The organism is Rhodococcus sp. NPDC055024 (assembly GCF_053608585.1).
Genome location: NZ_JBSGVT010000007.1, coordinates 167,183 through 193,055, shown reverse-complemented (window position 1 = coordinate 193,055; position 25,873 = coordinate 167,183). Strand labels below are relative to the sequence as shown.

23 protein-coding genes and 1 riboswitch are annotated in these 25,873 nt (G+C 63.7%); of the genes, 13 read left to right on the top strand and 10 right to left on the bottom strand.

Features of this window, described 5'->3' with window-relative positions:
- Window positions 1-3: 3 nt before the first annotated feature.
- Together ACWF6P_RS16850 and ACWF6P_RS16845 are read right to left on the bottom strand one after the other, a co-directional pair.
- Complete coding sequence (locus tag ACWF6P_RS16850; protein ID WP_452621760.1) at window positions 4-2,676, bottom strand: sacsin N-terminal ATP-binding-like domain-containing protein; 2,673 nt, start codon at window positions 2,674-2,676, stop codon at window positions 4-6.
- A gap of 68 nt (window positions 2,677-2,744) precedes the next feature.
- Window positions 2,745-3,566: a DUF3027 domain-containing protein gene (locus tag ACWF6P_RS16845; protein WP_230814746.1), complete on the bottom strand. Its 822-nt coding sequence runs from the start codon at window positions 3,564-3,566 to the stop codon at window positions 2,745-2,747.
- 38 nt (window positions 3,567-3,604) lie between these two features.
- On the opposite strand from ACWF6P_RS16845, the gene ACWF6P_RS16840 reads away from it, so the two are divergent.
- The 3 genes from ACWF6P_RS16840 (at window position 3,605) to ACWF6P_RS16830 (ending at window position 6,693) form a co-directional block, all read left to right on the top strand.
- Window positions 3,605-4,435, top strand: a complete 831-nt coding sequence (locus tag ACWF6P_RS16840) for a glutaminyl-peptide cyclotransferase (RefSeq protein ID WP_452621759.1) — start codon at window positions 3,605-3,607, stop codon at window positions 4,433-4,435.
- Between the two features lie 69 nt (window positions 4,436-4,504).
- A complete protein-coding gene (locus ACWF6P_RS16835; protein ID WP_378446236.1) occupies window positions 4,505-6,199 on the top strand; it encodes an MFS transporter in 1,695 nt (564 codons plus the stop codon).
- Between the two features lie 26 nt (window positions 6,200-6,225).
- The gene (locus tag ACWF6P_RS16830) at window positions 6,226-6,693 is read left to right on the top strand and encodes a DUF2771 domain-containing protein (protein WP_223304425.1); all 468 of its coding nucleotides are present in this window, start codon (window positions 6,226-6,228) and stop codon (window positions 6,691-6,693) included.
- 88 nt (window positions 6,694-6,781) lie between these two features.
- On the opposite strand, the gene ACWF6P_RS16825 is transcribed toward ACWF6P_RS16830, so the two are convergent.
- Complete coding sequence (locus ACWF6P_RS16825; RefSeq protein ID WP_007733502.1) at window positions 6,782-7,195, bottom strand: cold-shock protein; 414 nt, start codon at window positions 7,193-7,195, stop codon at window positions 6,782-6,784.
- 215 nt (window positions 7,196-7,410) lie between these two features.
- On the opposite strand from ACWF6P_RS16825, the gene ACWF6P_RS16820 reads away from it, so the two are divergent.
- Both ACWF6P_RS16820 and ACWF6P_RS16815 read left to right on the top strand, forming a co-directional pair.
- On the top strand, window positions 7,411-7,638 hold the full coding sequence (locus ACWF6P_RS16820; RefSeq protein WP_003940194.1) for a hypothetical protein: 228 nt from the start codon (window positions 7,411-7,413) through the stop codon (window positions 7,636-7,638).
- Window positions 7,639-7,671: 33 nt separating this feature from the next.
- On the top strand, window positions 7,672-8,061 hold the full coding sequence (locus ACWF6P_RS16815) for a YccF domain-containing protein (protein ID WP_452621758.1): 390 nt from the start codon (window positions 7,672-7,674) through the stop codon (window positions 8,059-8,061).
- A 91-nt stretch (window positions 8,062-8,152) separates the two neighbouring features.
- On the opposite strand, the gene ACWF6P_RS16810 is transcribed toward ACWF6P_RS16815, so the two are convergent.
- A complete protein-coding gene (locus tag ACWF6P_RS16810; RefSeq protein WP_452621757.1) occupies window positions 8,153-9,550 on the bottom strand; it encodes a YncE family protein in 1,398 nt (465 codons plus the stop codon).
- 394 nt (window positions 9,551-9,944) lie between these two features.
- Window positions 9,945-10,154, top strand: a riboswitch (cyclic di-AMP (ydaO/yuaA leader).
- 8 nt (window positions 10,155-10,162) lie between these two features.
- Here ACWF6P_RS16810 and ACWF6P_RS16805 point away from each other — a divergent pair.
- Window positions 10,163-10,726, top strand: coding sequence for a transglycosylase family protein (locus ACWF6P_RS16805; protein WP_003939675.1), 564 nt, complete (start codon window positions 10,163-10,165; stop codon window positions 10,724-10,726).
- Between the two features lie 83 nt (window positions 10,727-10,809).
- On the opposite strand, the gene ACWF6P_RS16800 is transcribed toward ACWF6P_RS16805, so the two are convergent.
- Window positions 10,810-10,998 carry a hypothetical protein gene (locus tag ACWF6P_RS16800; protein ID WP_019744939.1) on the bottom strand — a complete coding sequence of 63 codons (189 nt, stop codon included), beginning with the start codon at window positions 10,996-10,998 and terminating at the stop codon, window positions 10,810-10,812.
- Window positions 10,999-11,058: 60 nt separating this feature from the next.
- Between ACWF6P_RS16800 and ACWF6P_RS16795 the strand changes: the two genes are divergently transcribed.
- On the top strand, window positions 11,059-13,383 hold the full coding sequence (locus tag ACWF6P_RS16795; RefSeq protein ID WP_452621756.1) for a helicase-associated domain-containing protein: 2,325 nt from the start codon (window positions 11,059-11,061) through the stop codon (window positions 13,381-13,383).
- A gap of 87 nt (window positions 13,384-13,470) precedes the next feature.
- Window positions 13,471-13,596 carry a hypothetical protein gene (locus ACWF6P_RS16790; protein WP_007733507.1) on the top strand — a complete coding sequence of 42 codons (126 nt, stop codon included), beginning with the start codon at window positions 13,471-13,473 and terminating at the stop codon, window positions 13,594-13,596.
- Between the two features lie 410 nt (window positions 13,597-14,006).
- Here ACWF6P_RS16790 and ACWF6P_RS16785 read toward each other — a convergent pair whose 3' ends face one another.
- Both ACWF6P_RS16785 and ACWF6P_RS16780 read right to left on the bottom strand, forming a co-directional pair.
- Window positions 14,007-14,657 carry a TetR/AcrR family transcriptional regulator gene (locus ACWF6P_RS16785; protein ID WP_452621755.1) on the bottom strand — a complete coding sequence of 217 codons (651 nt, stop codon included), beginning with the start codon at window positions 14,655-14,657 and terminating at the stop codon, window positions 14,007-14,009.
- A 54-nt stretch (window positions 14,658-14,711) separates the two neighbouring features.
- The gene (locus tag ACWF6P_RS16780) at window positions 14,712-15,023 is read right to left on the bottom strand and encodes a hypothetical protein (RefSeq protein WP_378532265.1); all 312 of its coding nucleotides are present in this window, start codon (window positions 15,021-15,023) and stop codon (window positions 14,712-14,714) included.
- Between the two features lie 216 nt (window positions 15,024-15,239).
- Between ACWF6P_RS16780 and ACWF6P_RS16775 the strand changes: the two genes are divergently transcribed.
- From ACWF6P_RS16775 to ACWF6P_RS16755, 5 genes are all read left to right on the top strand, one after another.
- A complete protein-coding gene (locus ACWF6P_RS16775; RefSeq protein WP_452621754.1) occupies window positions 15,240-16,433 on the top strand; it encodes an LLM class flavin-dependent oxidoreductase in 1,194 nt (397 codons plus the stop codon).
- Complete coding sequence (locus ACWF6P_RS16770) at window positions 16,430-17,509, top strand: alcohol dehydrogenase catalytic domain-containing protein (protein ID WP_452621753.1); 1,080 nt, start codon at window positions 16,430-16,432, stop codon at window positions 17,507-17,509. The genes ACWF6P_RS16775 and ACWF6P_RS16770 overlap by 4 nt, the downstream gene beginning before the upstream one ends.
- A gap of 201 nt (window positions 17,510-17,710) precedes the next feature.
- Window positions 17,711-19,369: a DNA repair helicase XPB gene (locus tag ACWF6P_RS16765; RefSeq protein WP_138872200.1), complete on the top strand. Its 1,659-nt coding sequence runs from the start codon at window positions 17,711-17,713 to the stop codon at window positions 19,367-19,369.
- Window positions 19,370-19,471: 102 nt separating this feature from the next.
- Window positions 19,472-21,550, top strand: a complete 2,079-nt coding sequence (locus ACWF6P_RS16760; RefSeq protein ID WP_452621752.1) for a peptidase — start codon at window positions 19,472-19,474, stop codon at window positions 21,548-21,550.
- A gap of 75 nt (window positions 21,551-21,625) precedes the next feature.
- Window positions 21,626-22,288 (top strand): DUF3239 domain-containing protein, encoded by a 663-nt coding sequence (locus ACWF6P_RS16755; RefSeq protein WP_378532255.1) that lies wholly within the window; start codon window positions 21,626-21,628, stop codon window positions 22,286-22,288.
- An 8-nt stretch (window positions 22,289-22,296) separates the two neighbouring features.
- On the opposite strand, the gene ACWF6P_RS16750 is transcribed toward ACWF6P_RS16755, so the two are convergent.
- From ACWF6P_RS16750 to ACWF6P_RS16740, 3 genes are read right to left on the bottom strand one after another with little or no spacing between them, the layout of a single operon-like run.
- Window positions 22,297-23,283: an LLM class F420-dependent oxidoreductase gene (locus tag ACWF6P_RS16750; protein ID WP_452621751.1), complete on the bottom strand. Its 987-nt coding sequence runs from the start codon at window positions 23,281-23,283 to the stop codon at window positions 22,297-22,299.
- A 13-nt stretch (window positions 23,284-23,296) separates the two neighbouring features.
- On the bottom strand, window positions 23,297-24,529 hold the full coding sequence (locus ACWF6P_RS16745) for an MFS transporter (RefSeq protein ID WP_452621750.1): 1,233 nt from the start codon (window positions 24,527-24,529) through the stop codon (window positions 23,297-23,299).
- The gene (locus ACWF6P_RS16740) at window positions 24,526-25,872 is read right to left on the bottom strand and encodes an LLM class flavin-dependent oxidoreductase (protein ID WP_452621749.1); all 1,347 of its coding nucleotides are present in this window, start codon (window positions 25,870-25,872) and stop codon (window positions 24,526-24,528) included. The genes ACWF6P_RS16745 and ACWF6P_RS16740 overlap by 4 nt, the downstream gene beginning before the upstream one ends.
- Window position 25,873 lies beyond the last annotated feature (1 nt).

Below are 25,873 nucleotides of genomic sequence, written 5' to 3'. Positions count from 1 at the left end.
GCCTCACATTCCTTGCGGCAGAGTCCACGTGCGCATCACGTGATGAACGCCGTCCGAGTCCACCCACCAAGGCACGGTCACTGTCGCCTCCACTGCTCCTGTCAGTTCCACCGACAGTTCGTGATGGATCACTACCTCGCCGTCGGGAACCTCACGGCCGAGGGCTGCGAAGCCGAGAACTGCCTGTGGTTCGTTTGCCCAAGTCGTGACGATGCCGGTGCTGCTCACTCGTCCGTGAACGGATGCAGAAGCCGTCGCGATGTCGAGGAGATCTGCCAGTGCGTCGGCCGTCTCGAAGCTGCCGAGCACCACTCGTTGCGCAGGTAGTGCTGCTCCCAGCCACGGCCGGTCGAGAACAAGAGCGTCGCCGGGATCCACCAGATCACCGGAAAGACCGCGTACGAATGGCGGTAGGCGCAGTTCCTCGAGGTCGAGAACCCGTCGCTGCGCTGCCTCACCCAGTAGTCGGTGCGTCCGCGCGACGACGGCGGAGGCCGGCATCCGTAGTGGGTCGGCAAGCCGATCGAGCAGCAGCTGACCCAGTTCCGGATCGTCGACGGTATCCGATGCCAGCAGTCCGGAAAAGAATCCGGCGTCGGGGTGTTCGGCAGCATCGAGCAATCCCTCGAAAGTGCGATCGCCCGGAGCGCGCAGCAGTCCCAGAACCTCCCCGCCCAGTTCGGCATTCGAACGCAACCACCACGCCGTGTATCCGCGGCGATCGACGAGCAACGCTCGCGTCGCCGGCGATTCGACCAGCAGCGACAACGCTTGAGCCCAGCGGTCTTCGTCCACGAGATCGAGATCGCGCACGGCCTCGATGTATTCGGGATCCTCGTCGAGGGTGTCCCACCATGCGTCTTCGGCGTCGAGATCGTGGTCCGGGCCGGACGGCAATTCCTCACGGACCACCGTGAAGCCCCACCCGACACCGACTACCCGAAGTGCCTGCTCCCCCACCTGCTGCACGAAATCAGCGTCGACGATGCCGAAGGGAGAATCCTCGACCAGGACACCCGCGAGGGGAGCCCCCGGAAGCAGAAGCTGGTCGGCGGAACGCAATTCGCCCTCCGAATCAGGAAGCAGCACTTCACCGATCCACGACGGTAGTGCCCCTGGCGCCACGTGGGCAGCCAAACCGAGCACCACCTGCGCCAAGTCCGTCACTACCGAATCATCCTGATCCGCAGCATCTTCGATCAATGCTCGTAGCGCCGGGTCGGACAGCAGGTCGGTAGCACTCGCGGTCTGCGCTCCCAATCGAGACAGCAACGGGTGAGCCGCAACGGGATGAACCAACCTCGTCCACTGCACCGACGGTGCGTCTTCGCCCAGTTCGACACCGACGACGACGGTCCGCGGCCCGGTCACCGTCCGTCCGTCGGAGAGCGGAACCGGCAGTGTTCCAAGCTCTTCCACCGCAAGGGTGTCGATCACCAGGGGCTCGAGAGCCGAATAGAGGCGATTCCACCACTTGGGTTCACGCTCCAAGCCGCTGAGCAGTTCCGCGATGCGCGCGAGCCCGATGCGGTGCGTCGACACCGCCGCAAGTGCTCGCTCGTGCTTGGGGCCGGAAAGTTCGGGGACAACCAGTCCGCCGATGATGTCGGTGAGCAACTCGGCGAGTTCGTCGCTGAGCCCGGGAACCACGGACGCTCGCTGCGGCGCCCGGTCGGGTTCACCGACCACCGGAAGCCACTCGTTCTCCTGCAACTCCTTCAGAAGCGCTTCGCGCAGAAGCGAATCCGTTTCACTTCGAGCGAAGGCAGGAACCGGGACGAGCGCCGTGCGCTGCCGGGGAGGCAGTGAGGCAAGGAACTTCGCGTATCCCTCGGCGAGCGGAGCGATCGGCGCAGCGGGCATGATGCGTCGGCGATCGGGTTGCATCGCTATGTCGGCGATGACGATCGCTGGGATCGACAGCTCCTCGTCGGATCGCGTCGGGGCACGCAGGACGTCGTCGGACACCGGCTCGACAACCCCGTCGCGGACCGGTACCAACCATCGCGCATTGGGCGCCGAGTACTGCCACCACGTGCGATCTCCGATCGCTATCTCGACGAGACCGGATTCCAGCACCCGTTCCGAGCGCTCAAAAGTCTTCTCGCCCAGACGAATAGATCCGAGGGCCGGAAGTTCGAGCAGCAAGTCGACGGCCTCGCGCGTCATCTGCGCGAGCAACGCAGCGGCATCGACATCCGGCCGCAGTGTCAGCACCACTTCCGAATCGGCACCGACGCCGGGCAATTCGACCGAGGGCCACACCAAACGGAGTACGGGAACTCCGGTTTCCGGCACCGGAAGTTCGTGAGACTCGATCTCGCGCAGGGTTTGCGAGGCAGAGAACCGAACCGATCCCGTCGACGAGCGCAGTTCCACCTCGTCACTGACCGAGAGAACTGCCGAGAATCCGACGCCGAACCGACCTGTGACGCCTTTGTCGGCGTCGACCTTGTTCGACGCTCGCAGCGCCGTGAGCGCGTGCACGCCGGATTCATCCAGCGGACGGCCCGTGTTCGCCACGGTCAGCGTCTGACCGTCCAGCTCCACCCATAAAGAGCCTGCAATGCCCTCACGTGCAGCCGCGTCGGCAGCGTTCTGTGCCAACTCGGTGAGCAGACGGTCGCGGTACCCGGCCTTCGCGAGATCGGATTCAGCAGCCGCGTCTTCACGCAATCGCGTCGGAGATTCCGACCACGCGCGCAGCGTCGCCGCCCTGAGTGCGTCCGTGCCGAACGGATCTTCTACTCGGTGGATACCGAATCCTCAACTGCAACAACGCTCGACGGGCGAGCAGGCACCGCGATCAGCTCGACTGCCCCGTCGTCGAATGCGTCGAACTGCGGCGAACCCGCACCGAGCGGCAAGCTGGTGTCCGAGTGCGCGCCACAACCGTAGGACACGCTGACCACCCTGCCGTCTGCGGAGAGTTCGTTTCCGCACACGCCGAACGCTGCATGCAGCGAACCGGCGAGCGGAAGGAAGAACCCACACAGCCCACACGTCGACGGCGCGGCCTTCGCCATTTCCGACTCCGGGCCGAAGTCACCGTCGAACCAACGCTGCGCGGCATCGAGTCTGCCCTCGAGACTCATGACCTGTTTGCGGCCGAGCCCGATTTCGAGGGCTACCTCGTCGACTTCCGGGTCACCGGTGGCGACGTAGCCCGGAACGAGGCGAGGATCCTCGGCCGGCGGAGCCAACAGGTCACCGACGGAGAGATCGCCGGGACGAATCCGCTGATCCCATGGCAGCCATTCCGGCGCAACCAACGCGTCGGGACCTGGCAGCAGCGCCAACTCACTGACCGTGGCGTGGGTGTCCTCCGGTCCGGCAGCGACGACAACCGCCCACTGCCAACCGCGGTATCCCGGAATGTCTGCTGCAAATCGATGGGTGGCGGCAAATTCGTCCTCCGACGTCACGCCGAGGTATGCCCCCACACCGCCTTCATGCAGGTCGACGACTGCCGTTCGGGCAAGCTCGACCGCATCGGCCAGTACTGGGCGCGGCACTGCACGCTCTGGAGAAGTAGCAACACTCACTCCTCCAGTTTGCCGCACCACCGCAAGTCCGCAACGCACTGGGCTGCCATGCTGGGCAGATGAGTAGGTCACACGCCAATTCCGTGCGCAGTTTCGCAGCGGTCGCCGTGATCGCGTCGGCGCTGACGGGGTGCTCCGATTCCCCCAACGCTCCCGACAACCTCACGACCGAAACCGGCTCCGTCGAGATCGTTCGAGTGTCCGCGCACGACCCCGACGCGTTCACGCAAGGCCTCGAAATCGACGGAAATCGTCTCTACGAAAGTACCGGGCGCGTCGGCCGGTCCTGGGTCCGCTCGAGTGAGATCGCGGACGAGCAGTCCCCCGCTTCGGGACCGGAAGTTGCACGTGCAGATCTCGACCCGCCGTTGTTCGGTGAAGGCATCACGATCGCCGGAGACACGCTGTGGCAACTCACCTGGAAAGACGGCGTTGCCATCGCTCGTGACAAGGACACCTTGATCGAACGAGGGCGGTTCCCACTCGACACCGAGGGATGGGGAATCTGTTCGCTCGGGGATCGGCTGGTCTCGAGCGACGGTTCGGCCACGTTGACCTTCCGCGATCCCGAAACCTTCGCGGCGATCTCCACGATCGACGTCACCAGGTCTTCGGAGTCCGTGGGCAAACTGAACGAACTGGAATGCGCCGAAGACGGCTCCGTCTACGCCAATGTCTGGACCACGGACACCGTCGTCAGAATCGACCCGTCGGGCGGCAGTGTCACGAACGTGTACGACGCGTCGCCGCTCCGCGGAGAACTCGTCACGGACGGATCGACCAACACCGTCGACGTTCTCAACGGCATCGCGCAGATTCCCGGTACCGATCGATTCCTGCTCACCGGCAAGTATTGGCCGCAGATGTTCGAAGTCCGTTTTGTTAACTGAGTCCGACATGACACAGGACTCGCAGGGGTGTGCGTGGTAGCCGCGCCGACACTAGGACAGAATTGAGTAGTGACCGGACCGCGCGAACCCTACGACCCCGAAACTCGGCGAATCCACGACGAGCCGGAGGGGCAACAGGTGCACCCCGGTTACGACAATTACCCACCCGCGGCCCGCCCGGACAACTACCCGCCTTCGGCCCGTCCCGCTGCCCGTCGCACGCCTTTGCCGCCGCTGCATCCGATCCCGGAATCACGGGGAGACTCCGATTCCGCGTCCGGTTCGAAGGCACCGGGTGCGGACGCTCCCAAGGCTCCCCCGATGCCTCGCAAGCTCACCGTCACCCGCGTCGCAGCGATGCGCAGTCGTGAACTGACGAACAAGGGCATCGCGACCTTCCAGCGCGCAGCGAAGGCCGACGGCGCGGACAAGTCCGGCCTGACCGCTCTGACCTACGCGGTGATGACGAACAACGCGACCGACGCGGCCATCTCCGTCGCCCTCGCGAACACGCTGTTCTTCTCGGCCGCAACGGGTGAGGACAAGACCAAGGTCGCGCTCTATCTCCTGATCACGATCGCGCCGTTCGCCGTGATCGCGCCGCTCATCGGCCCGATGCTCGACCGCTTGCAGCGTGGCCGCCGAATCGCGCTCGCGTCGTCGTTCGGAGTCCGGACGCTCCTCGCGGTGATCCTGGTCTTCAACTTCGACAGCTGGATTCTGTATCCGGCCGCGCTCGGCATGATGGTGCTCAGTAAATCGTTCTCGGTACTCAAGAGCGCGGTGACTCCACGCGTGCTACCACCGGAAATAGACCTGGTGCGCGTCAATTCGCGTCTGACGGTCTTCGGGTTGATCGGTGGAACGATCGGGGCCGGCGCTGTCGCAGGTGCGCTCGCGCTCGCTTTCGGTTCCACCGGAGCCTTGTGGTTCGCGGTTGCCGTCACCGTCTTCGGCGCATATCTGAGCATGCGAATCCCGTCGTGGGTCGAGGTCACCGAGGGTGAGGTTCCCGCGACCATCACTTACCACCCGGACGAGGCACATCACGCCGGCAGCGCCCCACCACAGCCGAACGCGAAACCGGCCAAGGTCCGTCAGCCTCTCGGACGGGCCGTGATCATCGGACTCTGGGGCAACGGAACCATCCGAGTGCTCACCGGCTTCCTGACGCTCTACATCGCGTTCGTCGCCAAATCACGTACCGATCACGAGCCACTCCAGCAAGCCATGATGCTCGGCTTGGTCGGCGCAGCCGCCGGTCTGGGTAACTTCGCCGGCAATGCCGCGGGCGCTCGCCTCAAGCTCGGCCGGCCCGCGTTGATCGTGCTTCGGTGCACGGCTTCGGTATGGATCATCGCCGTGATCGCCGCTCTGACGGACAACCTGATGACCGCCGCCCTGGCAACGCTCATCGCTTCCGCCGCCAGCGCACTCGCCAAGGTCTCGCTCGACGCGTCACTTCAGCACGACCTGCCCGAGGAATCGATCGCGTCCGGATTCGGCAGATCCGAGACGGTTCTGCAGCTGAGCTGGGTACTCGGCGGCGCATTGGGGGTTCTGCTTCCGACCGAATACTGGATCGGGTTCACTGTTGTATCGGTGTTCCTGACGATCGGGCTCCTACAGACCTTCCTGAGCTACCGAGGAAGCAGCCTCCTGCCCGGACTCGGCGGGAAGCGACCCGATCTGGCCGAACAAGAAGTGACCGAAGTGATTTACACCGGTAAATCCAACCGAGGACAAGGAAGTACTCCGCAGTGATGATGCGCTCGAGAACAAAGAAGATCGTGGCAGCGATCAGTGTCCTGATGGTGGTGGCACTGGTTGCTTACGTCTCCGTTCTTTTCGTGATCATCAAGAACATCAACGACGACCCCGACAAGCTGCCGGTCATCACTGCATACGCACACGGCAAGACGATCGAGACCAACCCTGCCGGGTTCTGCACCATCGATCTGTCCCAGTGCGCCCAGGTGGGCGACATCTACGCACTCGACGTTCCCGCGGGCTATCCGCTGCAGCTGTCGTTGTCGACGGACGTCTCGGATGCGCAGTGGGCACTGCTGGCCGTCTACGAGGATGCCGACGGCAACCAAACCGGCGAGCCCCGAGTCTTCGAGCCCGGTGAGGCATTGGCCGTGACGGTCGAATCTTCGAGCGATCCCGTCAAGCAACTCGTCGGCGTCGAAATCCACCTCGCCGTCGGTGAGGGAAGCGAACAGGGACTGCTGATCTGGTCGATCAAGACCGCCTGATCCCCGGAACGTCGAAAATGCCCTGCACACCGGTTGGTGTGCAGGGCATTTTGTTTCGAAGCCGTGTAAGGCAGCTCGTATCGAGCGATCAGGTGTCGAGCTCGCGAGCGACGGCCCGGACGACCTCGGAGATCCGCTGAGCGGTCTTGCGATCCGGGTACTTGCCGTTGCGCAGATCCGGCTGGACCTTCGCCTCGAGCAACGTGATCATGTCCTCGACCATGCCGTGCAACTGGTCAGGGGTGTGCTTACGCTCGACGGGCTCACGACGCGTCGCCGTAGCGCCGCGCAACGACGGCGCCGGCTCGAGCACCTTCAGGCTCAGCGCCTGCGGACCGCGTCGACCTGCAGCCATGCCGAACTCGACGCGCTGGCCGGCCTTCAAGCCCTCGACGCCCTCGGGGAGGGCGGAAGCACGGACGTAGACGTCCTCGCCCTCTTCCTGCGACAGAAAACCGAAACCCTTTTCGACGTCGTACCACTTCACCTTGCCGGTCGGCACCGCGTTCACCTGCTCATCACTCGACTGGGGCATCTGCCCCAATGTGCTCGGGAGGCTCTCGGAAGAGCCTCATGGCCTTGCTCGCATCGCTTCCGGTGGAAGAATGCAAAAGAACGCGCCCCACACTTGCTTCAGCGGGGCGCGCAGTCTGTTAACAGTCTACCTGTGACGAACCCGGGTCGGCACCCAGGTTTACAGGCACTATCCTCGTAGGTGTGGACCCTCAACCGAACCCGCGCACTTCCGGCACCGGAAACGGTCTGTTCCGTACGGCGATGGCACTGTTCATCGTCGGATTCCTGGCGATCGTGGCCATCTTCGCAGTCCATATCTTCAGCGACACCCCACCCGGCCTGGCGTTGTACCTGGTAGCACTCGCGTGCCCGATCGGCTTCCTTCTGGCCATCGTTTACACGCTCAGATCCGGTCGACGCGTGCGCTGATCACTCCCGCCTCCAACCGAAAGGTCACTGACCATGAGAATCCTCCTGAACGTGATCTGGCTGGTCTTCGGCGGCTTCTGGCTGGCGTTGGGTTACTTCGCCGCAGGCATCATCTGCTGCATCCTCATCATCACGATTCCCTTCGGAATCGCGGCATTCCGCATCGGCATCTACGCACTGTGGCCGTTCGGTAAGACCGTCGTCGACAAGCCCACCGCCGGGGTCGGTTCGATGATCGGCAACGTCATCTGGGTGATCATCGCCGGCATCTGGTTGGCGCTCGGACACATCGTCACCGCCGTCGCGATGGCAATCACGATCATCGGAATTCCACTCGCCGTCGCGAACTTGAAGATGATTCCGATCTCGCTGATGCCGCTCGGCAAGGAGATCGTCGACGTGGACCGGGTGAATTACGCATAGCCGTCGATCGCGTTACGCGAGAGCGGCCTCGCAGACCGAAGAACCCGACCACAGCAGGTGCTGTGGTCGGGTTCTCTCGTATCAGGTCGGATCAGCGGCCGAGGCTACCGAGTCCGGGGAGGTTACCGAGCGAACCGGTACCCGTTCCCGGGTTGCCCGGATCAACGGGGCCGACCGGGCCCTCGGAGACAACGATGGTCACGCTCGAAGCACGCGAAAGCACGCTCTTCGCAGTGATCTCGACTGTGACGCTGCCGACAGCCGTGGGGGTTCCCGAGATGGTGCCGTCCGGTGCGAGGGACAGTCCGCCGGGCAGAGTGCCGTTGGTGAGTGCAAAGGTTGCGCGCGTGTCAGCGGCAGTGAGCTTCTGCGAATACGCCTTACCGACCTGAGCGGCGGGCAGTTCGACGGTCGCGGGCAGCGGGTACGCAGCAACTACGGTCACCTTGCCCCCGTTGGTCGTCGACGCGATGGCGCCGGTCGAGGTGTCGAGCGCGAGGTTTTTGACCTTCTCCAGTGCCGGAACCTTGGTATCGGCCAGAGCAGTAGTGGCGCGCGTCGTCAGATCGACCGACCACAAGTGTCCGTTCATGACGTCGGCGACATATGCAATGCCTGCCGCAGAGTCGACGATCACGCCGTTGGGAATCGCGGTCGGAGACAGCGTGGTCTTCGACAGAACCGCGCCGGCCGGGGTGATCGCCCACAGGTTGGTTGCCCGCGTGTCGGTCATGTAGATGTTGCCGGTGTTCGTGTCGACATCGACGTCGACGGGGTAGAGGTTGTCGGCACGCACGATCGACTTGAGCGCGCCGCCCTTGCGTACGTCCGCCTGCCACAGCGTGCGGCCGTAGTTCTCATCGAAGAAGTTGGTGTCCGCGATGTAGAGGAAGCCGCGGACACTGTCGAAGGCGAGCTTGGTCGGCGTTGCCGACTTGTCGACCAGAATGCTCGACACGGCGTCGGCGGCGTTGGGGTCGACGACTCGGATGTTGCCGGACTTGTAGTCCGAGAAGTACGCGCGGTGTGTTGTGGGGTCGACGACGACATCGTTGATCTGCGGCCGCGAGCCGTCGGGGTTCTTCTCGCTCAGCGTGACCGTCTTTTCGACCTTGCCGGTCTTGGTGTCGACAATCGAGATCGCGCCGCCGTAGGAGGAGGACACGTACGCGCGTCCGAGGTCCGAATCCACGGCAAGTGCCGACGGGTAACCGACGACACCGTCGATGCTGCCGACGGACTTGCCCGTGTTCGTGTCGACGACGGACAACGAACTGGTCGGTCCCCCGTACTGCGTGATGTATCCGCGGTGGGTTGCCGAGTCGACGACGATGTCGCCGGGCTGGGTTGCGGAATAGCTTCCGACAACACCGTGTGTCGGATCCTCGGGTGAGGCGTGTGCAGCGGGAGCAGTGACGGCCAGGCCGACAGCAGCAGCGGCGACGGCGAGTGACGCGGTGACCGCGCGCCGACGGTATTGCAGTTTCATGAGGGGTGCCCTACTTCTTTGGAAGACTCTGCGAACCCTGCCCATTCAGGACAAGTCAGGCAAACCTAACCTAAGTTTCTATCTGGATGTTGAGACACAGACCACACCACCGGCCTGGATCGACACACCTCTCAATCGCCCGAATTCCTATTTCCACATAACGTGTGACCTTGCTCACATTACGGATGGATAACGGAACGGACACAACCGGACATTCACTCAGGCACCCCCACCTACCTGGGAAGAGTCTCCTGCGCTTTGTGTGACGCGTTGTACGTCTCTCGCCACGCCGCGTTATCAAATGGTGACACGAGCGACTCGAGCCGTTACCGTCGTTTTCGGCCGGGAAACTCGGCCACCTCCGGCCCGCCGCGCCAAGCCTTGTCCCGCGGGTACCGGACTTCCGACAGAGCATTCCAGGGACGAGGACGGGGGACCCAAAGTCCTCTGTGAGAACAGAAAAGTTCTCCAGTGGACACCGGTTCGGTTGCAAGACCGGATCTTGGGGTGAAGCCAGACCCTTTCCAGCCAGGAAAGGCGAGGCCGGGCGACCTCTCAGCCCGAACCCGACAGCTGACCTCGCAGGCGCGTGTGGAGAGGATTTCGACCATCATGAGCGGACGCCATCGCAAGCCCACCACCACCGGCCGCACTGTCGCCAAGGTCGCCGTCACCGGCGCCATCATGGGCGTAGCAGGAATTGCAGCCACCGGAACCGCAAACGCTGCCCCCGACTCCGACTGGGATCGTCTCGCCCAGTGTGAGGCCGGCGGAAACTGGGCCATCAACACGGGCAACGGTTACCAGGGCGGACTGCAGTTCTCCCCCAGCACGTGGAACGCACACGGCGGCGGACAGTACGCAGCCACCGCGAACCAGGCCACTCGCGAGCAGCAGATCGTTGTTGCCGAGCGTGTTCTCGCAAACCAGGGTTGGGGCGCATGGCCGTCCTGCTCCTCCAGCCTCGGGCTGAGCAGCGGCGCCACCGAGCGTTCCGCTCCGGCCACCACGGCTCCTCAGGCAGCTCCGGCTCCGGCGCAGCAGGTCGCACAGACCGTTGCACACCCGGTCGCCGACGCCATCGATCAGGCAATCGCATTCGCCGAGGCCAACGGCATCCCGGTCGACCCGCAGATCCTCGCAGTCGCCGACACCGCAAAGTCGTTCCTCAAGTAACACCGGCAAGACTGTCCGCTCGGACGCTCGAACATCAAGAAGGCCCGCACCGATTCGGTGCGGGCCTTCTTTGTGTCGAGTTGTTATCGGTTGATGACGGTGTGCGGGTGTACGTAAGGAAGTGACTCCACCGGAACCGGAAAGGTGGTGTCCTCGCCGAAGGGTGAAAGTCCACCTGCGCGGGTCGATGACAATTCGGTCACTGCGTGATCTCCGTCTGCAGTTTCCGGCCATCCTGGATCTACATAGTGTTGCTTCGAATTGTTGGCCACGAAGTCATTTTGACAGGACGCCGTTACGCCGTACAGACCAGGTCTCTAATCTGATACCTGATGACCGAAACACGTGGCACCCCGGCGGGCAGTTCCGCAGCCGAAAGTCTGACCGATTGGCTCTCGGCGCGCAGTGACGCCGAGTTGACGGAGTTGCTGCGTCTGCGCCCCGATCTGGCCGTACCGCCGCCGAGCACGATGGTGGTTCTCAGCGGTCGGGCACAGCAACGCGCGTCGGTCAGCCGAGCGGCGGACGAACTCGACACCCTCGATTTCGGTCTTCTCGAATTGTTGGCACTGGCTGGCGCCGAGGAAACTCCGATGACGCGGGCGGAGCTCAACAGTGCGATCGCCGAACGAGCGCTGACCGGCAAGGGCAAGGTCACCAAGAAGGCCGTCGACAAGTCTCTGTCGAAGATGCGCGCGTCCGCCCTCATCTGGGGTGTCGATCCCATCAGCGTCGTCCCGGCAGTCATCGGGATGATTCCGTGGCGTGTGGGGCGCGCCCTAGAACCTGCCGAGGCGATGACCGAGACCGAGATCTCGGCTGCGCTCAACGCTCTGGACACCCGCGAGCGGGATCTCCTCGAGACACTCGCCAACTCCAGCCCGATCGGTCGCACCCGCGACGCTGCCCCCGGAACGCCGCCTGAGCGCCCGGTTCAACGACTGCTGGCGACCGGCCTGCTGCGGTGGCTCGACGAGCAGACCGTCGAGCTTCCGGCGACGGTTCGTCAGGTCATCCGCGGCGAGCCGGTTTTCGATCCGACGACGCTGACCGCACCCGTCATCGGGGGCGACAAACTCAAGCCGGCGGACGTGAACGCCGCAGCAGCCGGCGAGGCGCTCGAGTTGGTACGCCAATGCGAGAACGTGATCGCTGTTCTGGGCGCAGCACCGGCCCCCGCACTGCGAGCCGGTGGGCTCGGTGTTCGAGAACTACGACGCGTGGCCAAGACGGCCGATCTCGACGAAGCGCGCGTGAGCCTGCTTGTCGAATTGCTCTCGGCAGCCGGACTCATCGCGAGCGGAACGCCAGACCCGGCGCCGATCTCGGACAACGCTGACGAGTACTGGACGCCTACACTCGCCGTCGACGGCTGGCTGAACGCATCCACAGCGCGACGGTGGGAGGTCCTGGCGTCCGCTTGGGTCGACGTACCTCGAGTTCCGTGGATGATCGGGCTGCGCGATTCCACAGACAAGCCGATCGCGGCGCTGTCCGAGGAGGGCCGCGCTCCGGCGGCTCCGCGAGATCGTCAGGCCATTCTGGGGCTGCTCTCCGAACTCGACAGCGGCCAGACCGCGTCGGCCGTCGAGGTAAGTCGGCTGCTGGCGTGGCGACGTCCGCGGTGGAGCGGGCGCCTACGGACCTTCGCGATCGAGCGAACTCTGGACGAGGCCGCCGCGCTCGGACTGGTAGCCCGCGGCGCTTTGTCGTCACCGGGACGAGCATTGCTGCACGGCGGGGACGCCGAAGCCGAAATGCAGTCCGCGCTACCCGAGCCCATCGACTACATCCTGGTCCAGGCAGATCTGACTTTGGTTGCGCCCGGGCCGCTGGTACCGGACCTGCTCGAGCAGGTGAGCCTGGTCGCGGACATCGAGTCCGCCGGATCTGCGTCCATGTACCGCATCAGCGAAGACAGTGTGCGGCGTGCTCTCGACGCCGGTCTGACGGCCACCGAACTGCATGCCATGTTCGCCTCGAAATCGAAGACACCTGTCCCCCAATCGCTTTCCTATCTCATTGACGACGTTGCCCGCCGACACGGACGACTGCGCGCCGGGGTCGCAGCGTCGTTCATCCGGTGTGAGGACGCATCGCTGTTGGCGGAGGTACTCGCATCGGCGGTGGCCGAGCCGTTGGCACTGCGCGCCTTGGCTCCCACGGTGGCAATCTCCCAGGCCCCGCTACGCGAGGTCCTCGCCGAATTGCGCGCGGCCGGATTTGCGCCGGCCGGCGAAGACTCCTCGGGAACGCTGGTCGATCTCCGCCCACGCGGGGCACGTGTACCGAACCGTCGCAGCCGACCGGCGTCGAGAATGCCCGCGAGCCCGTCGGCGGATCAGCTGGCGTCGTTGGTACGCACGATGCGGGCGGGCGACCGCGCTTCCGCCCCCGGCCGTGGCGGCGTTCGAACGGACGGCTCGCGAGAGAACAACGCCGCCACCATCGCCTTGCTTGCCACGGCGGCCCGAGACAATTCCAGCGTCAATATCGGTTACGTCGACGCCCAGGGGGTGGCGACCCATCGCATCGTCGACCCCGTCAGCGTGGGCGGCGGACAGCTGGACGCCTTCGATCCGGCAAGTGGTGCGGTACGCCGTTTCACGTTGCACCGCATTACTTCCGTCAGCCCCGTCGACTCCGGAAAAAAGTAGCAGAAAAGAAGCAACTGGCTTTTTTCTGTAAATGAAGTATGGTCGAGGTCAGTTTGTGATTGCCACTTCGAAAAATGAGGAGCGACAATGGCTGACAAGGCGCCGGGTAAAAACATGAAGAAACCCGCCCAGTCGATCAAGGAACGCCGCGCGGAAAAGCGAGCGAAAACTGCGGAGTCTTCCGAGTTCATCCGTAAGAGAAAGCGGAGCTGACAGCACAGTCCAGAGAAAGACGAGCTGACTGCGAAGCTGACCAATGCCGGCCCCCACCGATACCCTCGTGCACCTGCACGAAACATTCAACCTGTTCAAGTCACGTAGTCGAGGAACTGACGCACGCTCGCGCGGCTACGCAGCGGGCATGACCCTCGCTTCACTCTGCGTCCTCGACGAACACGCTCGGCAGTCCGGAATACTACTTTCGGATTCTCCGCAGAAAGAGAATTAACCATCGTGAAAAGAACAATCCACACCCTGGACCGCATTCAAACGAGACTCGAATCGGAGCTTGATTCCACTCCGGGCGATTCCGAAAAGAATATCGGTTATCGATCCGGAATTTCCGAGGCTATTACTCATGTAATGGAAATGCGAAAGTCTGTCGTCGCGCAAAAATAAGGAACTCATCCCAATAACTGCCGCACACCACCCACCAGAAAGACGACCTGGTCCTCGTAGAAGTCGGCAAGCCGCTCCGGCGCGAGCGGCTTGCCACTTCCGCTCCAATCGTCCGCCCGGCTCAACGCCTGGAGGAAGCCCATCAAGGCAATCGCCCAGCGAGTCTCGAGCCGTTCGGGATCGGTAGCAGGAAAAGTACGACGGACCTGGTCGAGAAGATGTTCACGCAGGTGCAGCTCGGTCGCCTCGAGGGCTGGATGGCCCGGTCGTGACATCTGCGGCTGCGAGATCTGCGTGACGATTCTGATCCATCGCATTCCCCGCGTGCGGTGGCGGAGGAGCAACGCCTCGTAGGGCGCGGTGACAGCCCGTACCAGTGCCTCGACCGTCGGCGGCGTCTGTTCGGCGGCAAGGGCGTCCACGTTCGCGCTGATCTGATCTCGCACCGACGTTCCCATGTCCAGCAGCACCGCGGCGACCAGATCGTCCTTGGTGCCGAAATGGTAGTGGACAGACGACGGACCGAGACCGGCTGCTGCGTTGACCGAGCGCAACGAGACTGCATCCAATCCCTCTGTCGCGAAAAGCCGCTCGGCAGTTTTGAGCAAGCGCATGCGCGTCGCGTCGCCTTGTCGGTTCTGCCTGGAGTCGGTCATACGAACGAGCTTCGCACGGGCTCGCCGAAGTTCTCCGAAGCGCTGACCCTGGAGTCAGAGTGATTCACGGTGTGCCCGCACCCTGTTGTCGCGATCGACCCAGCCGTGGGCGCGTGCGTAGTCCACCATCGCGGAGAACTTCTGCCTCCACTGCGCGTTTCCGACCTGGGCCGCGACGGCTTGTTCCAGGTGAGCAATGTCGAGCCAGACGTGATCGTCCTCGAGTTCCCCCCACGGTTCCAATACCCGACGCAGAGTCTCGGACTGATCGTCGCCGCCTACTACGACCGAGAGACTGGTGAAGTCGTCGACCCCGTTCAGCTCGACGGTCGAGGAGGTGGGGGTGATGGTGACGTCCAAATGCATGACCTCTTCAACGCTCCTTCTCGAAATGCCTGAATCAGTTGATCGACTTGAAACAACATTAGACGACGTGACTAAACCAGATAGCGTTGAGCTACAAGTGATTACAAACCTCCCACTGTGCGGGAGATTCAACTTATTGGATCAGGTGATCGATGTTAGACATCTCCACCAGAGCGAGTGAGCCAAATCACTTCCCTGTCGACAGGAGATGTCATCGTGTGGTCCGCATCGTCCATCCGCTTCGGAGCCTTCCTCGCCCCGTACCATCCGCTCGACGCCGATCCCGCCTTGCAGCTCAGACGCGATATCGATCTCATGGCGCACCTGGATCACCTCGGCTTCGAGGAAGCCTGGATGGGTGAGCATCATTCGACCGGCGCCGAAATCGTGCCCGCGCCGGACATGTTCATCGCCGCCGCCGCAGAGCGGACCGAGCGCATCCAGTTCGGTACGGGTGTGACGTCCCTGCCCTATCACCACCCGCTGATCACGGCCGACCGCATCACTCAACTCGATCTGCAGACCCGCGGGCGAGTCATCTTCGGCACCGGCCCGGGCAAGATCCCCCTCGACGCACACATGATGGGTATCGACCCGTCGGACCAGCGCCGTCGCCAGGGCGAAGCGCTCGAGGCCATTCTCGCGTTGCTCCGCGGCGAGGTCGTCAACATGGAAACCGACTGGTTCACGTTGCGTGATGCTCGTGCTCAGCTGCCCACGTACCGCGCGGATGGCATCGAGACCGTGACAGCGTCGACGATTTCGCCCAACGGTTCGGTACTCGCAGGCAAGAACGGCCTCTCCTTGCTCTCGTTGGCGGCGAGTTCACCCAGCGGATTCGACGCACTGGATCGCAACTGGGATGTGTACGAGAAGGTCTCGGCCGAGCACGGCCACCACGCCGACCGAGCGACGTGGCGGGTGGTCAATCCGATGTTCATCGCAGAGACCCGAGCCGAGGCCGAGCGCGCCGTGAGCCGACGGATCGGATCGATGGCCTCCTACGTGAATCGGCAGACCGGCCAGGCCCCGGCCTGGGCAGATACGCCGGCCGGGATCATCGACCAGTGGCGTAACGACACTCTCGGCGAGTTCGGTCAGGCGATCATCGGCACCCCCGAGGATGCGATCGCACAGATCGAGCGCCTGATCGAGAAGACGGGAGGGTTCGGCACGTTCCTGATCCTTCACGTCGACATGGCGAGCTGGGAGGACACCAAACGCAGCTACGAATTGTTCGCCTCCGAGGTGGTCCCGCACTTCCGGAAGCGGAACGTCGGGCGTCAGGCCAGCATGCAGTTCGCCGAGGACAATCGCGAGTACCTGATCGGAGGGCTGGTCGGAGCGCTCACCAAAGCCCACACCGACTACTACGGCCAGCCGGCGGAGACGGGAGCGGTACGCGCATGAGGGCTGTCCGATTCCAGAACGGTGAATTCGCAGTAGCGGTGGTAGCCGACGCACCTCCGCTGGCGCCACGGCAGATCCGCGTCGACGTCGTCGCCTGCGGGATCTGTGGCAGTGATCTGAGCATGTCGAAAGACCCGTGCCGGTTCGTCGAGGTCGCACACGACGGGGGTTACCCGCTCGCCACCTTCGACCCCGACCGCCCCGTAGTCCTGGGACACGAGTATGCGGGCATCGTCTCCGAAACCGGCTCTGCAGTAGACGATTTCGCGATCGGCGACAGGGTGGCGGGCATCGGCCTGGCCACCGACACTGCCACCGGGATCCCGACGATCATCGGCTACTCGAACGAATACCACGGCGCGTTCGGCGACCACATCGTCGTCGACGCGTTCTGGGTCCGCAAAGTTCCCGATCACCTGTCACTCGAGCACGCCACACTTGCCGAACCTCTCCACGTCGGCGAGATGCACCTTCAACAGTCCGGCCTCACCTCGGCCGATTCGGCGCTCGTCATCGGTTGCGGGACGATCGGACTTGGCGCCGTCGTCGCGGCGAAGGCGAGAGGAGCACAGATCGTCATCGCGTCCGAGCCCTCCCCCAAACGACGCGAGCTCGCCGCGAAGTTGGGCGCGGACATCGTCGTCGATCCGGCCGAGCAGGATCCGATCGAACTGTGGAATCAGATGGTCACCGAGGGCAACCCACTCGTCGGTCAGGCCGCAAACGGCATTCTGATCGCGTACGAATGCAGCGGCCGGGCGGGGGTTATCGGGGAACTGATGCACACCTTGCCGTTCAACTCGCGGATACAGGTGCTGGCTGCGCCGTTCGGCGACGAGACGATCATTCCCGTCGTCGGGCAGTTCCGGAGGATCTCGATCAACTTCGGTCACGGCCCCTACGAGAATGCCTACGACATCACCCTGCAGAGACTCGCCGATGGAGAGATCGACGCCGAAGCGATCATCACCGGCCGGGTCGGCCTCGATGGTGTCTCGGACGCTTTCGCAGCTCTGCGCGTACCCGACGAACACGTGAAGATCCTCGTGCTACCCGGCGCCGGCCTCCCGGAATAGCGGTCGGTCCTGCACTGTTGACGTAGGGGTGCCCGCACTCGGGCACCCCTGCTTCGGGCTGTGCGTGCGCCGCCTGTTGGCGTATGTGCTCAGCCTGTTGGCGTCTGCGCCCCGATACCAGGACAATGGCAGGGTTGGCGTCAGCCGACAACGCGGCGCAACGCTCTGTGGCTGCCGTGTTTGTTTCACTAGGAGGATTCCGTGACCGACGGACCGTTGATCGTCCAATCCGACAAGACGCTGCTGTTGGAGGTCGACCACGAGCGCGCCGGCGAGGCCAGGCAGGCAATCGCCCCCTTCGCCGAGCTCGAACGGGCCCCGGAGCACGTCCACACGTATCGCATCACTCCCCTGGCATTGTGGAATGCCCGCGCCGCCGGGCACGACGCCGAGCAGGTTGTCGACGCGCTGGTCTCGTTCTCACGATTCGCCGTTCCGCAGCCTCTCCTGGTCGACATCGTCGACACGATGGCCAGGTACGGACGCTTGCAGTTGGTCAAGAGCCCGGTGCACGGTCTCATCCTGGTCAGCCTCGACCGCGCAGTGCTCACCGAGGTGATGCGGCACAAGAAGATCTCGCCGATGCTCGGTGAGAAAGTCGACGACGACACCGTGATCGTGCATCCGAGTGAGCGCGGCCGCCTCAAGCAGATGCTGCTCAAGGTCGGCTGGCCGGCCGAGGATCTCGCCGGCTATGTGGACGGCGAAGCGCACCCGATCGACCTCGCTTTCGAAGAGGGCCACTGGGAACTGCGTGACTACCAGCAGATGGCAGCGGATTCGTTCTGGGCTGGCGGCTCGGGCGTCGTCGTCCTGCCATGTGGCGCCGGTAAGACGATGGTGGGCGCCGCAGCGATGGCAAAGGCCAAGGCCACCACACTCATTCTGGTGACCAACACCGTTGCCGGTCGCCAGTGGAAGCGTGAGCTCATTGCCCGCACGTCGTTGACCGAGGAAGAAATCGGCGAATACTCCGGCGAGCGCAAGGAGATTCGGCCGGTCACGATCGCCACGTACCAGGTGATCACGCGTCGTACGAAGGGCGAGTACAAGCACCTCGAACTTTTCGATTCCCGCGACTGGGGACTGGTGATCTACGACGAGGTACACCTGCTCCCCGCGCCGGTCTTCCGGATGACGGCAGACCTGCAGTCACGCCGCCGCCTCGGTCTGACCGCGACGTTGGTTCGTGAGGACGGCCGCGAAGGCGACGTCTTCTCGCTCATCGGCCCCAAGCGCTACGACGCTCCGTGGAAGGACATCGAAGCGCAGGGCTGGATCGCACCGGCCGACTGCGTCGAGGTGCGCGTGACGATGACGGACGCCGAACGCATGTCCTACGCCGTCGCCGAACCGGAGGAACGCTACAAACTGTGCTCGACGGCGCACACCAAAATTGCTGTCGTGAAGTCGATTCTGGCCAAGCACCCGGATTCCCCCACGTTGGTGATCGGTGCGTATCTCGATCAACTCGACGAACTCGGCGAAGCCCTGAACGCCCCGGTGATCAAGGGATCCACCAAGAACAAGGAACGTGAGATCCTGTTCGATCAGTTCCGAAACGGTGAGATCCAGACGCTGGTGGTGAGCAAGGTCGCGAACTTCTCGATCGACCTTCCCGAGGCGTCTGTCGCCGTGCAGGTGTCGGGAACGTTCGGATCGAGGCAGGAAGAAGCTCAGCGTCTCGGGCGCCTCCTGCGGCCCAAGCACGACGGCGGTCAGGCGCACTTCTATTCGGTGGTCTCCCGCGACACTCTCGATGCGGAGTATGCGGCACATCGTCAGCGATTCCTCGCCGAACAGGGCTACGCCTACCGAATCACCGATGCCGACGACCTGCTCGGACCCGCAATCGGCTAAGCCTTTCTGCAACACGTTCCAGAAAGAAATGGACATACGTCCAGTTATCTGTAAAGTGTGCCCTGTCACAGTCGTGTCCATCGGCCGGGGGTCACCAGCACCATGCGCTCAGTTCCACGTCTACGGGGTCGGCTCGCCGGAACCATCTCGCTGCTGACTGCCGCCGTCGTCGTCGCCACGACCGGCGTCAGTGCGGCGGCACCGAGCCAAGCTCCTAGCGCGCAGAACTCGGTGTACGCACTTGCGAACGGCTGCTACGCACTGCGCACGGAGTCCGGAGACTTCGTGCGTCGTGACGGACCGGCGTACCTCACCGACGCCACGAAAGCCGCCGACGCCGAGCCCTTCCGTTTACACGCGGCTCAACTGGGTCGTTTCATGCTGTACGGACCGGACGGGTCGATGCTCTCGCACGACGGCGCTGACTCCGTACTCGCAATCTCCGAAGCAACTCCGTCCGCCGACTGGACCGTGATGTCCACGGGTGAGTCCTTCGTTCTGACCGCCACCTCGAATGGCCGTCAACTGATCTCGCGAGATCTGATGCTCACGATGTCCGATCCCGGTGACGTTCCCGAATCTGCGTTCACTCTCGTCCCCCGCGATGGCTGCGCCGATTTCCCCGAAGCCGAAGTGGGCGCAAACGGCATTCCCGGCGAAATCGGCCCGAACGGTGAGGTCACAGGATTCATCGACACACACGTGCACATGAATGCTTCCGAGTTCATGGGCGGAAACCTGCACTGCGGCAGACCTTTCGACCCCCAAGGTGTCACGGCTGCACTCGTCGACTGCCCGGACCATCAGCCCGACGGGATACCGGCACTCCTCGAAAACGTTCTGTCGTACGGAAATCCCTTCGAAACTCACGACACCACCGGCTGGCCGAGCTTCGCCGACTGGCCGGCTCACGATTCGCTGACGCACGAGCAGACTTACTACAAGTGGGTCGAGCGGGCCTGGCGCGGCGGACTGCGAATTTTCACCAATCTCTTTGTCGCCAACCGTGTCCTGTGCGAGCTGTATCCGAGCAAGCGAAATCCTTGCGACGAGATGGAGACCGTCCGGATCCAGGCGGAGCAGACTCGCGAACTCCAGGACTACATCGACGCCCAGTACGGCGGTCCTGGCCGGGGATGGTTCCGCATCGTGAGCTCCCCGGAACAGGCCAGGAAGGTGGCTGCCGACGGAAAGCTGGCCGTCACCCTCGGGGTGGAGGTATCCGAACCCTTCGGTTGCTCTGTGCGTAACGGGATTCCGCAGTGCACCGAAGACGACATCGACCGCGGTCTGGACGAGTTGTACGACCTGGGTGTCCGGCAGATGATCGTCACGCACAAGTTCGACAACGCTCTCGGCGGTGCCCGTTTCGACGGCGGAATTACCGGCGTGGCCGTCAATATCGGCAACTACCTCGGCACTGGGGAGTTCTGGCAGTCGGAACCCTGCACCGGAGTTGCCGAAGACAACGTGCTGCCCACCAAGGTCGACGGCGCGCAGAATCTTCTCGCAGTACTCCCGCCCGGCGTGACGCTTCCGGTGTACCCCGCTGGTCCGCAATGCAATTCGCACGGCCTGACCGACCTGGGCGCATACACGATCAGAGGTTTGATGGACCGCGGAATGATCGTCGACATCGACCACATGAGCGTCAAGACCGCCGAAGCAGCACTCGATATTCTCGAAGCTGCGAACTATTCCGGCGTCGTCTCGAGTCACAGCTGGAGCGACCCGAGCCTCTACAAGCGGATCTACGCGCTCGGCGGATTTGTGGCCCTGTACGCCGGGCAACTGGACGCATCGGACGAAAAGCCCGAAGAGCGCGGATTCATCGACCAGTGGCGCGACGCGCGGGCAATGCGAAGCGAGAACTACTACTTCGGTTTCGGCTACGGCGCCGACACCAACGGCTTCGGTCCCCAAGCCGCACCGCGCGGTGACGCCGCCGAAAACCCGCTGCAATATCCGTACACCGCCTTCGACGGCACGGTCATGGACCAGCAGCGCGCCGGCACCCGGGTTTTCGACGTGAACACCGACGGCGTGGCGCAGTACGGGATGATTCCCGACTGGATCGCGGACATGCGCATCGCCGCGGGAGCCGACGGCGACACCATCGTCGAGGACATGAGCCGCGGCGCCGAGGCTTACCTGCAGATGTGGGAGCGCGCGCGAAACTAGCTACGCTGGTGGACGGTCCCCGGGCGATCGGGGGCCGGTCCTAGATCGTCCGGCACCACCCGAAGGATTTTTTTCGTGGCTGACTTCCAGTTCACTGTCGACAAGGCTCACGCCAAGTCGGTCAACGACACACTGGCCGACGTACGCCGCCTGCAGATTTCTGCGGTGATCTTCGCGATCGTCCTCGCCGCGGTCGGGGCCTGGCTGATCAGCATGGGCGAGGTGTGGTCCATCATCATCGGCGCAGTCCTGGTCATCGGTGCGGTCAGTTCCCTGTGGGTGGCCGTGTGGGCACCTCGCAAGGTGGGGAGCGTCGAATCTCTGTATGCGGACAACCCGCTGGTCCCGGCGATCGTCACCGAGGTCCACCCGCGTGCGGCGACGCTGACCGCACTGATCGACATCGCGAAGCCCGCCGCTGGGGCACCGAAGTACGCACTCGTCAGCCGCAATGTACGACTCAATCCGAAGTGGCGAGTCGGCGACCGCATTCCGTCGGTTGCACTGCGTTCGGATCGTTCCACCCGAAGCAAGGCTGACACCTGGCAGATGGTCAGCCCCATGCCGATCGAATGGGGAACCAAGGACTCGGCGGTGTTGGCACGCGCTGTCGCGGCTGTCAGTGCGAGCGAGTGGAACTTCCTGCAGAGCCGGATCCCCGATTCCGAAGAAGTTCGCACCCACCCCGATCGCCGGGTCCTGATCAACCCGGCCGATCTTCCTGACTCCCTGCGATAGCCGTACCGCTACGCGAGCGCGGGCAGTACTTCCTTCTCGAACATCTCGATCCCCGAGGTGTCGTACGCGGCCTCGGGGAAGTAGAAAATTCCGTACTCGAGGCCCTGCGCTTTGAGCGCCGACAGGTTCTCGATGATCTGCTCCGGTGTACCCACCGCCGGCATTCCGCGGAAGGCGTCGAGCGACGCATCCGCAGCAGCTTCGCCGACCAACGGCGTCAGCCGGGATTTCAGCGTCTCCAACCGCTGAGCCACCTCGGCTTCCGTCGCTCCGATGGCCACGTTGTAGTTGGCCGAACGGACGATCGCGTCGAAGTCGGTACCGACGGTGTCGCAGTGCTTCTTCAGGATCTCCGACTTGTGTGCGAAGCCGTCCGGGGTGCCGTCGAAGTTGGTGTACTGCGCGTACTTCGCCGCGATCTTGAGTGTGACCTTCTCGCCGCCGCCGGCAACCCAGATGGGAATTCCGCCCTCTTGCAACGGAAGTGGACGACACAGCGCTCCGTCGACCTGGTAGTACTTACCGTCGAGCGTCGCACTTCCCTTCGACCACGCCTGCTGCATGATCTGGATTCCTTCGTCGAGTCGACCCAGACGGTCACCGGCAGAGGGGAATCCGTAGCCGTACGCGCGCCACTCCTGCTCGTACCAACCGCCGCCGATTCCCATTTCGACGCGTCCACCGGTGATCAGGTCGGTGGTCGCGGCGACCTTGGCGAGGTACGCCGGGTTGCGGTAGCTCATGGCGGTACACATCTGGCCGAGCCGGATACGCGACGTCGACGCACCGAGCGCGGCCATCAACGTCCACGCCTCGTGAGTCGCTTCTTCCGTCGGCTGGGGAACGGTGTGGAAGTGGTCGTAGACCCACACCGATTCCCACGGTCCTGCCTCCGCGCGGAGCGTGAAGTCTCGCATCACCTCCCACTGCTTCGCGGGGTCGATGCCGACCAGGTCCAGACGCCAGCCTTGAGGTACGAACAGTCCGAATCGCATGCAGCGAGCCTACCTATCGTTTCCCGAGGCTCGAGCGGGGTGACACCCGCGGAGAGTAGACCGGAATGAAGCGGAACATCATCGCTGCGCCCGCGAACGAGGTCGCACCCAGTGCGGCGAACGCCCACCCGAGCGGGAACACCGCGGCAAGGAGACCGATCGCGAGCGGCCCACCGAACATGCCCGTGTCGTGAGTCAAGCGCCATGCAGCGAGGAACTCGGCGCGTTCTTCGGGTGGAGCGATATCAGCGCCGAGAGTCATGATCACGCCGTTGCCCAGTCCGTTGCCGATCCCCATCACGACAGCGACCACGGTCAGCCCCACTGCACTCGTCGAGAACGGCAACAGTAGGTACGACACACCGATCACCGTCAGCGAAGGCACCGCGACCAACCTGCGCCCGTATCGGTCCATGATGTGCCCGGCGGGATACGAGCACAGCAGATCCACTGCCGCACCGATACCGAAGATCACACTCACCTGGGCCGCATCCAACCCGAGGTGCAATGCCCACAGCGGCAGCACTGCCTCCCGCGAAGCACGAGCGGCGCCCATCAGCAGGGAGCCTGTCCCGAGCGTCGACAGGGCGGCGCGGTGGCGGCGAAGGATCTGCGGGAGCGTGACGTGGCTATGATCGCCGTTGCCCGCCTGCGCCTTTCGTGGCGGGTCGGGAACGCGGGCCATCAGCGCCCCGGCGAGTACGACGCCCACCAACTGGACCAGAAATCCTCCGCGCGCGCCCAGCAGAAGAATCACGCCGGCGCCGATGAGTGGGCCCAGGAAGAAACCCAACCGCCACATCGCGGCGAATGACGACATTGCTCGGGCCCGCAGGCCGAGCGGCACCGTCTCAGCGAGGTAGCTCTGCCTGGCAAGACCCCACACAGCATTCGCCAGTCCGGTCAGCAGAGCACCGATACCGAGCATCCACGGAGTCTGCGCAAGCAGACAGATCACCACTCCGGTCGCGCCCAAGGAACTTCCGCCGATGATGGACCGACGCTCGCCGAATCGCGACACTATCCGGCCGGCGGGGAGATCGCCGAGGACGGCACCCAAACCGCCGAGTGCAACGATCAATCCGGCGACGGCGACCGATGCACCGAGGTCGCGGGCGGTGACGGCCATGATGGGGGCGGCCGCGCCCTGACCGATTCCGAAAATAGCCGCCGGTACGAAAACCGTTGTGACCAGTGGCTTGAGCCCGGCAATCGCCGGCTGTTCCTTGGGCAGTGTTTCCGTCACGCGCTCACTTCTGCCGCGTCAGCGGCCCGCGAAAACCGATTCGCCGGACGATCGAGGCCGTAGTGACCCCGCAGGGTGGATTCCGTGTATTCGGTACGGAAGAGCCCACGCGCCTGCAGAATCGGCACGACCCGGTCGACGAACACCTCGAGCCCTCCGGGCAGATAGGGCGGCATGATGTTGAAGCCGTCCGCGGCGCCCTTGTCGAACCATTCGGTCAACTCGTCCGCGACCTGCTCCGGTGTCCCGGCAAATGTCCGATGCCCACGGCCACCGCCGAGTTTGCCGATCAGTTCACGAACGGTCAGGTTTTCGCTCTCCGCAAGATCTTTGACGAGCTGGTATCGACTCTTGTTTCCTTGGATGCGATCGATGTCCGGCAGCGGCGGCAACGGAGCGTCCAGCGAATGCTCGGTGAGGTCGACGCCCACCATGTTCGAGAGTTGGCGCAGCGAGTACTCAGGTGAGATGAGATCCGTGAACGACTGCTCCAGCGCCTTGGCTTCTTCTTCCGTATCCGCGATGAAGGGAACGATGCCTGGCAGCACCTTGATCTCGTCGGGACTACGCCCGTACTTGATCAGCCGCGCTTTGAGGTCGGTGTAGAAATCCTGCCCCTGCTCGAGTGTTCGTTGAGCGGTGAACACGGCTTCGGCGTACTGCGCGGCAAAATCCTTACCGCTCTCGGAGGAACCGGCTTGCACGAGCAGCGGACGTCCCTGTGGAGACCTCGGCGAATTGAGTGGACCGGCTACCGTGAATCGTTCGCCGTCATGGTCGATCCGATGGACACGATCCGGGTCGGCGAAGATCCCGGACTCTTCGTCCAGGACAACCGCCCCCTCTTCCCAACTGTCCCAGAGTCCGAGTGTCACGTCGAGAAACTCCTCGGCGCGCTCGTAACGACCACTGTGCGCCGGTACCGCATCGAGACCGAAGTTGGCCGCCTCGTCGGCGCCCGCCGATGTGACGATGTTCCACCCGCCACGTCCCCCACTGATGTGGTCGAGGGACGCGAACTTCCTTGCAAGAGTGTACGGATCGCTGTAACTGGTCGACGCGGTTGCAATCAGCCCCACCTTGTCGGTGGCAGCAGCGATCGCGGAGAGCAACGTGACGGGTTCGAAAATCGCCTGCGTGTTGTACTTGACCCGCGGGCCCACTGCCAGGCCGTCGGCGAAGAACACCGAGTCCAGCTTTCCTCGTTCGGCGATCCTCCCCAACTCCTGGAAGTGCTTGACGTCCAACAAGTTGGCCGCATTTGTGCGAGGGTGGCGCCACGCCGCCTCATGATGGCCGACGCCCATGAGGAAGGCGTTCAGATGAAATTGTCGTTCGGACATG

Excerpts from the sequence above, each read along its gene's own strand:
- ACWF6P_RS16810 (WP_452621757.1), bottom strand. The coding sequence starts at position 9,550 with ATGAAACTGCAATACCGTCGGCGCGCGGTCACCGCGTCACTCGCCGTC.
- ACWF6P_RS16840 (WP_452621759.1), top strand. The coding sequence starts at position 3,605 with ATGAGTAGGTCACACGCCAATTCCGTGCGCAGTTTCGCAGCGGTCGCC.
- ACWF6P_RS16805 (WP_003939675.1), top strand. The coding sequence starts at position 10,163 with ATGAGCGGACGCCATCGCAAGCCCACCACCACCGGCCGCACTGTCGCC.
- ACWF6P_RS16815 (WP_452621758.1), top strand. The coding sequence starts at position 7,672 with ATGAGAATCCTCCTGAACGTGATCTGGCTGGTCTTCGGCGGCTTCTGG.
- ACWF6P_RS16780 (WP_378532265.1), bottom strand. The coding sequence starts at position 15,023 with ATGCATTTGGACGTCACCATCACCCCCACCTCCTCGACCGTCGAGCTG.
- ACWF6P_RS16760 (WP_452621752.1), top strand. The coding sequence starts at position 19,472 with ATGCGCTCAGTTCCACGTCTACGGGGTCGGCTCGCCGGAACCATCTCG.
- ACWF6P_RS16795 (WP_452621756.1), top strand. The coding sequence starts at position 11,059 with ATGACCGAAACACGTGGCACCCCGGCGGGCAGTTCCGCAGCCGAAAGT.
- ACWF6P_RS16790 (WP_007733507.1), top strand. The coding sequence starts at position 13,471 with ATGGCTGACAAGGCGCCGGGTAAAAACATGAAGAAACCCGCCCAGTCG.
- ACWF6P_RS16740 (WP_452621749.1), bottom strand. The coding sequence starts at position 25,872 with ATGTCCGAACGACAATTTCATCTGAACGCCTTCCTCATGGGCGTCGGC.
- ACWF6P_RS16785 (WP_452621755.1), bottom strand. The coding sequence starts at position 14,657 with ATGACCGACTCCAGGCAGAACCGACAAGGCGACGCGACGCGCATGCGC.
- ACWF6P_RS16750 (WP_452621751.1), bottom strand. The coding sequence starts at position 23,283 with ATGCGATTCGGACTGTTCGTACCTCAAGGCTGGCGTCTGGACCTGGTC.
- ACWF6P_RS16770 (WP_452621753.1), top strand. The coding sequence starts at position 16,430 with ATGAGGGCTGTCCGATTCCAGAACGGTGAATTCGCAGTAGCGGTGGTA.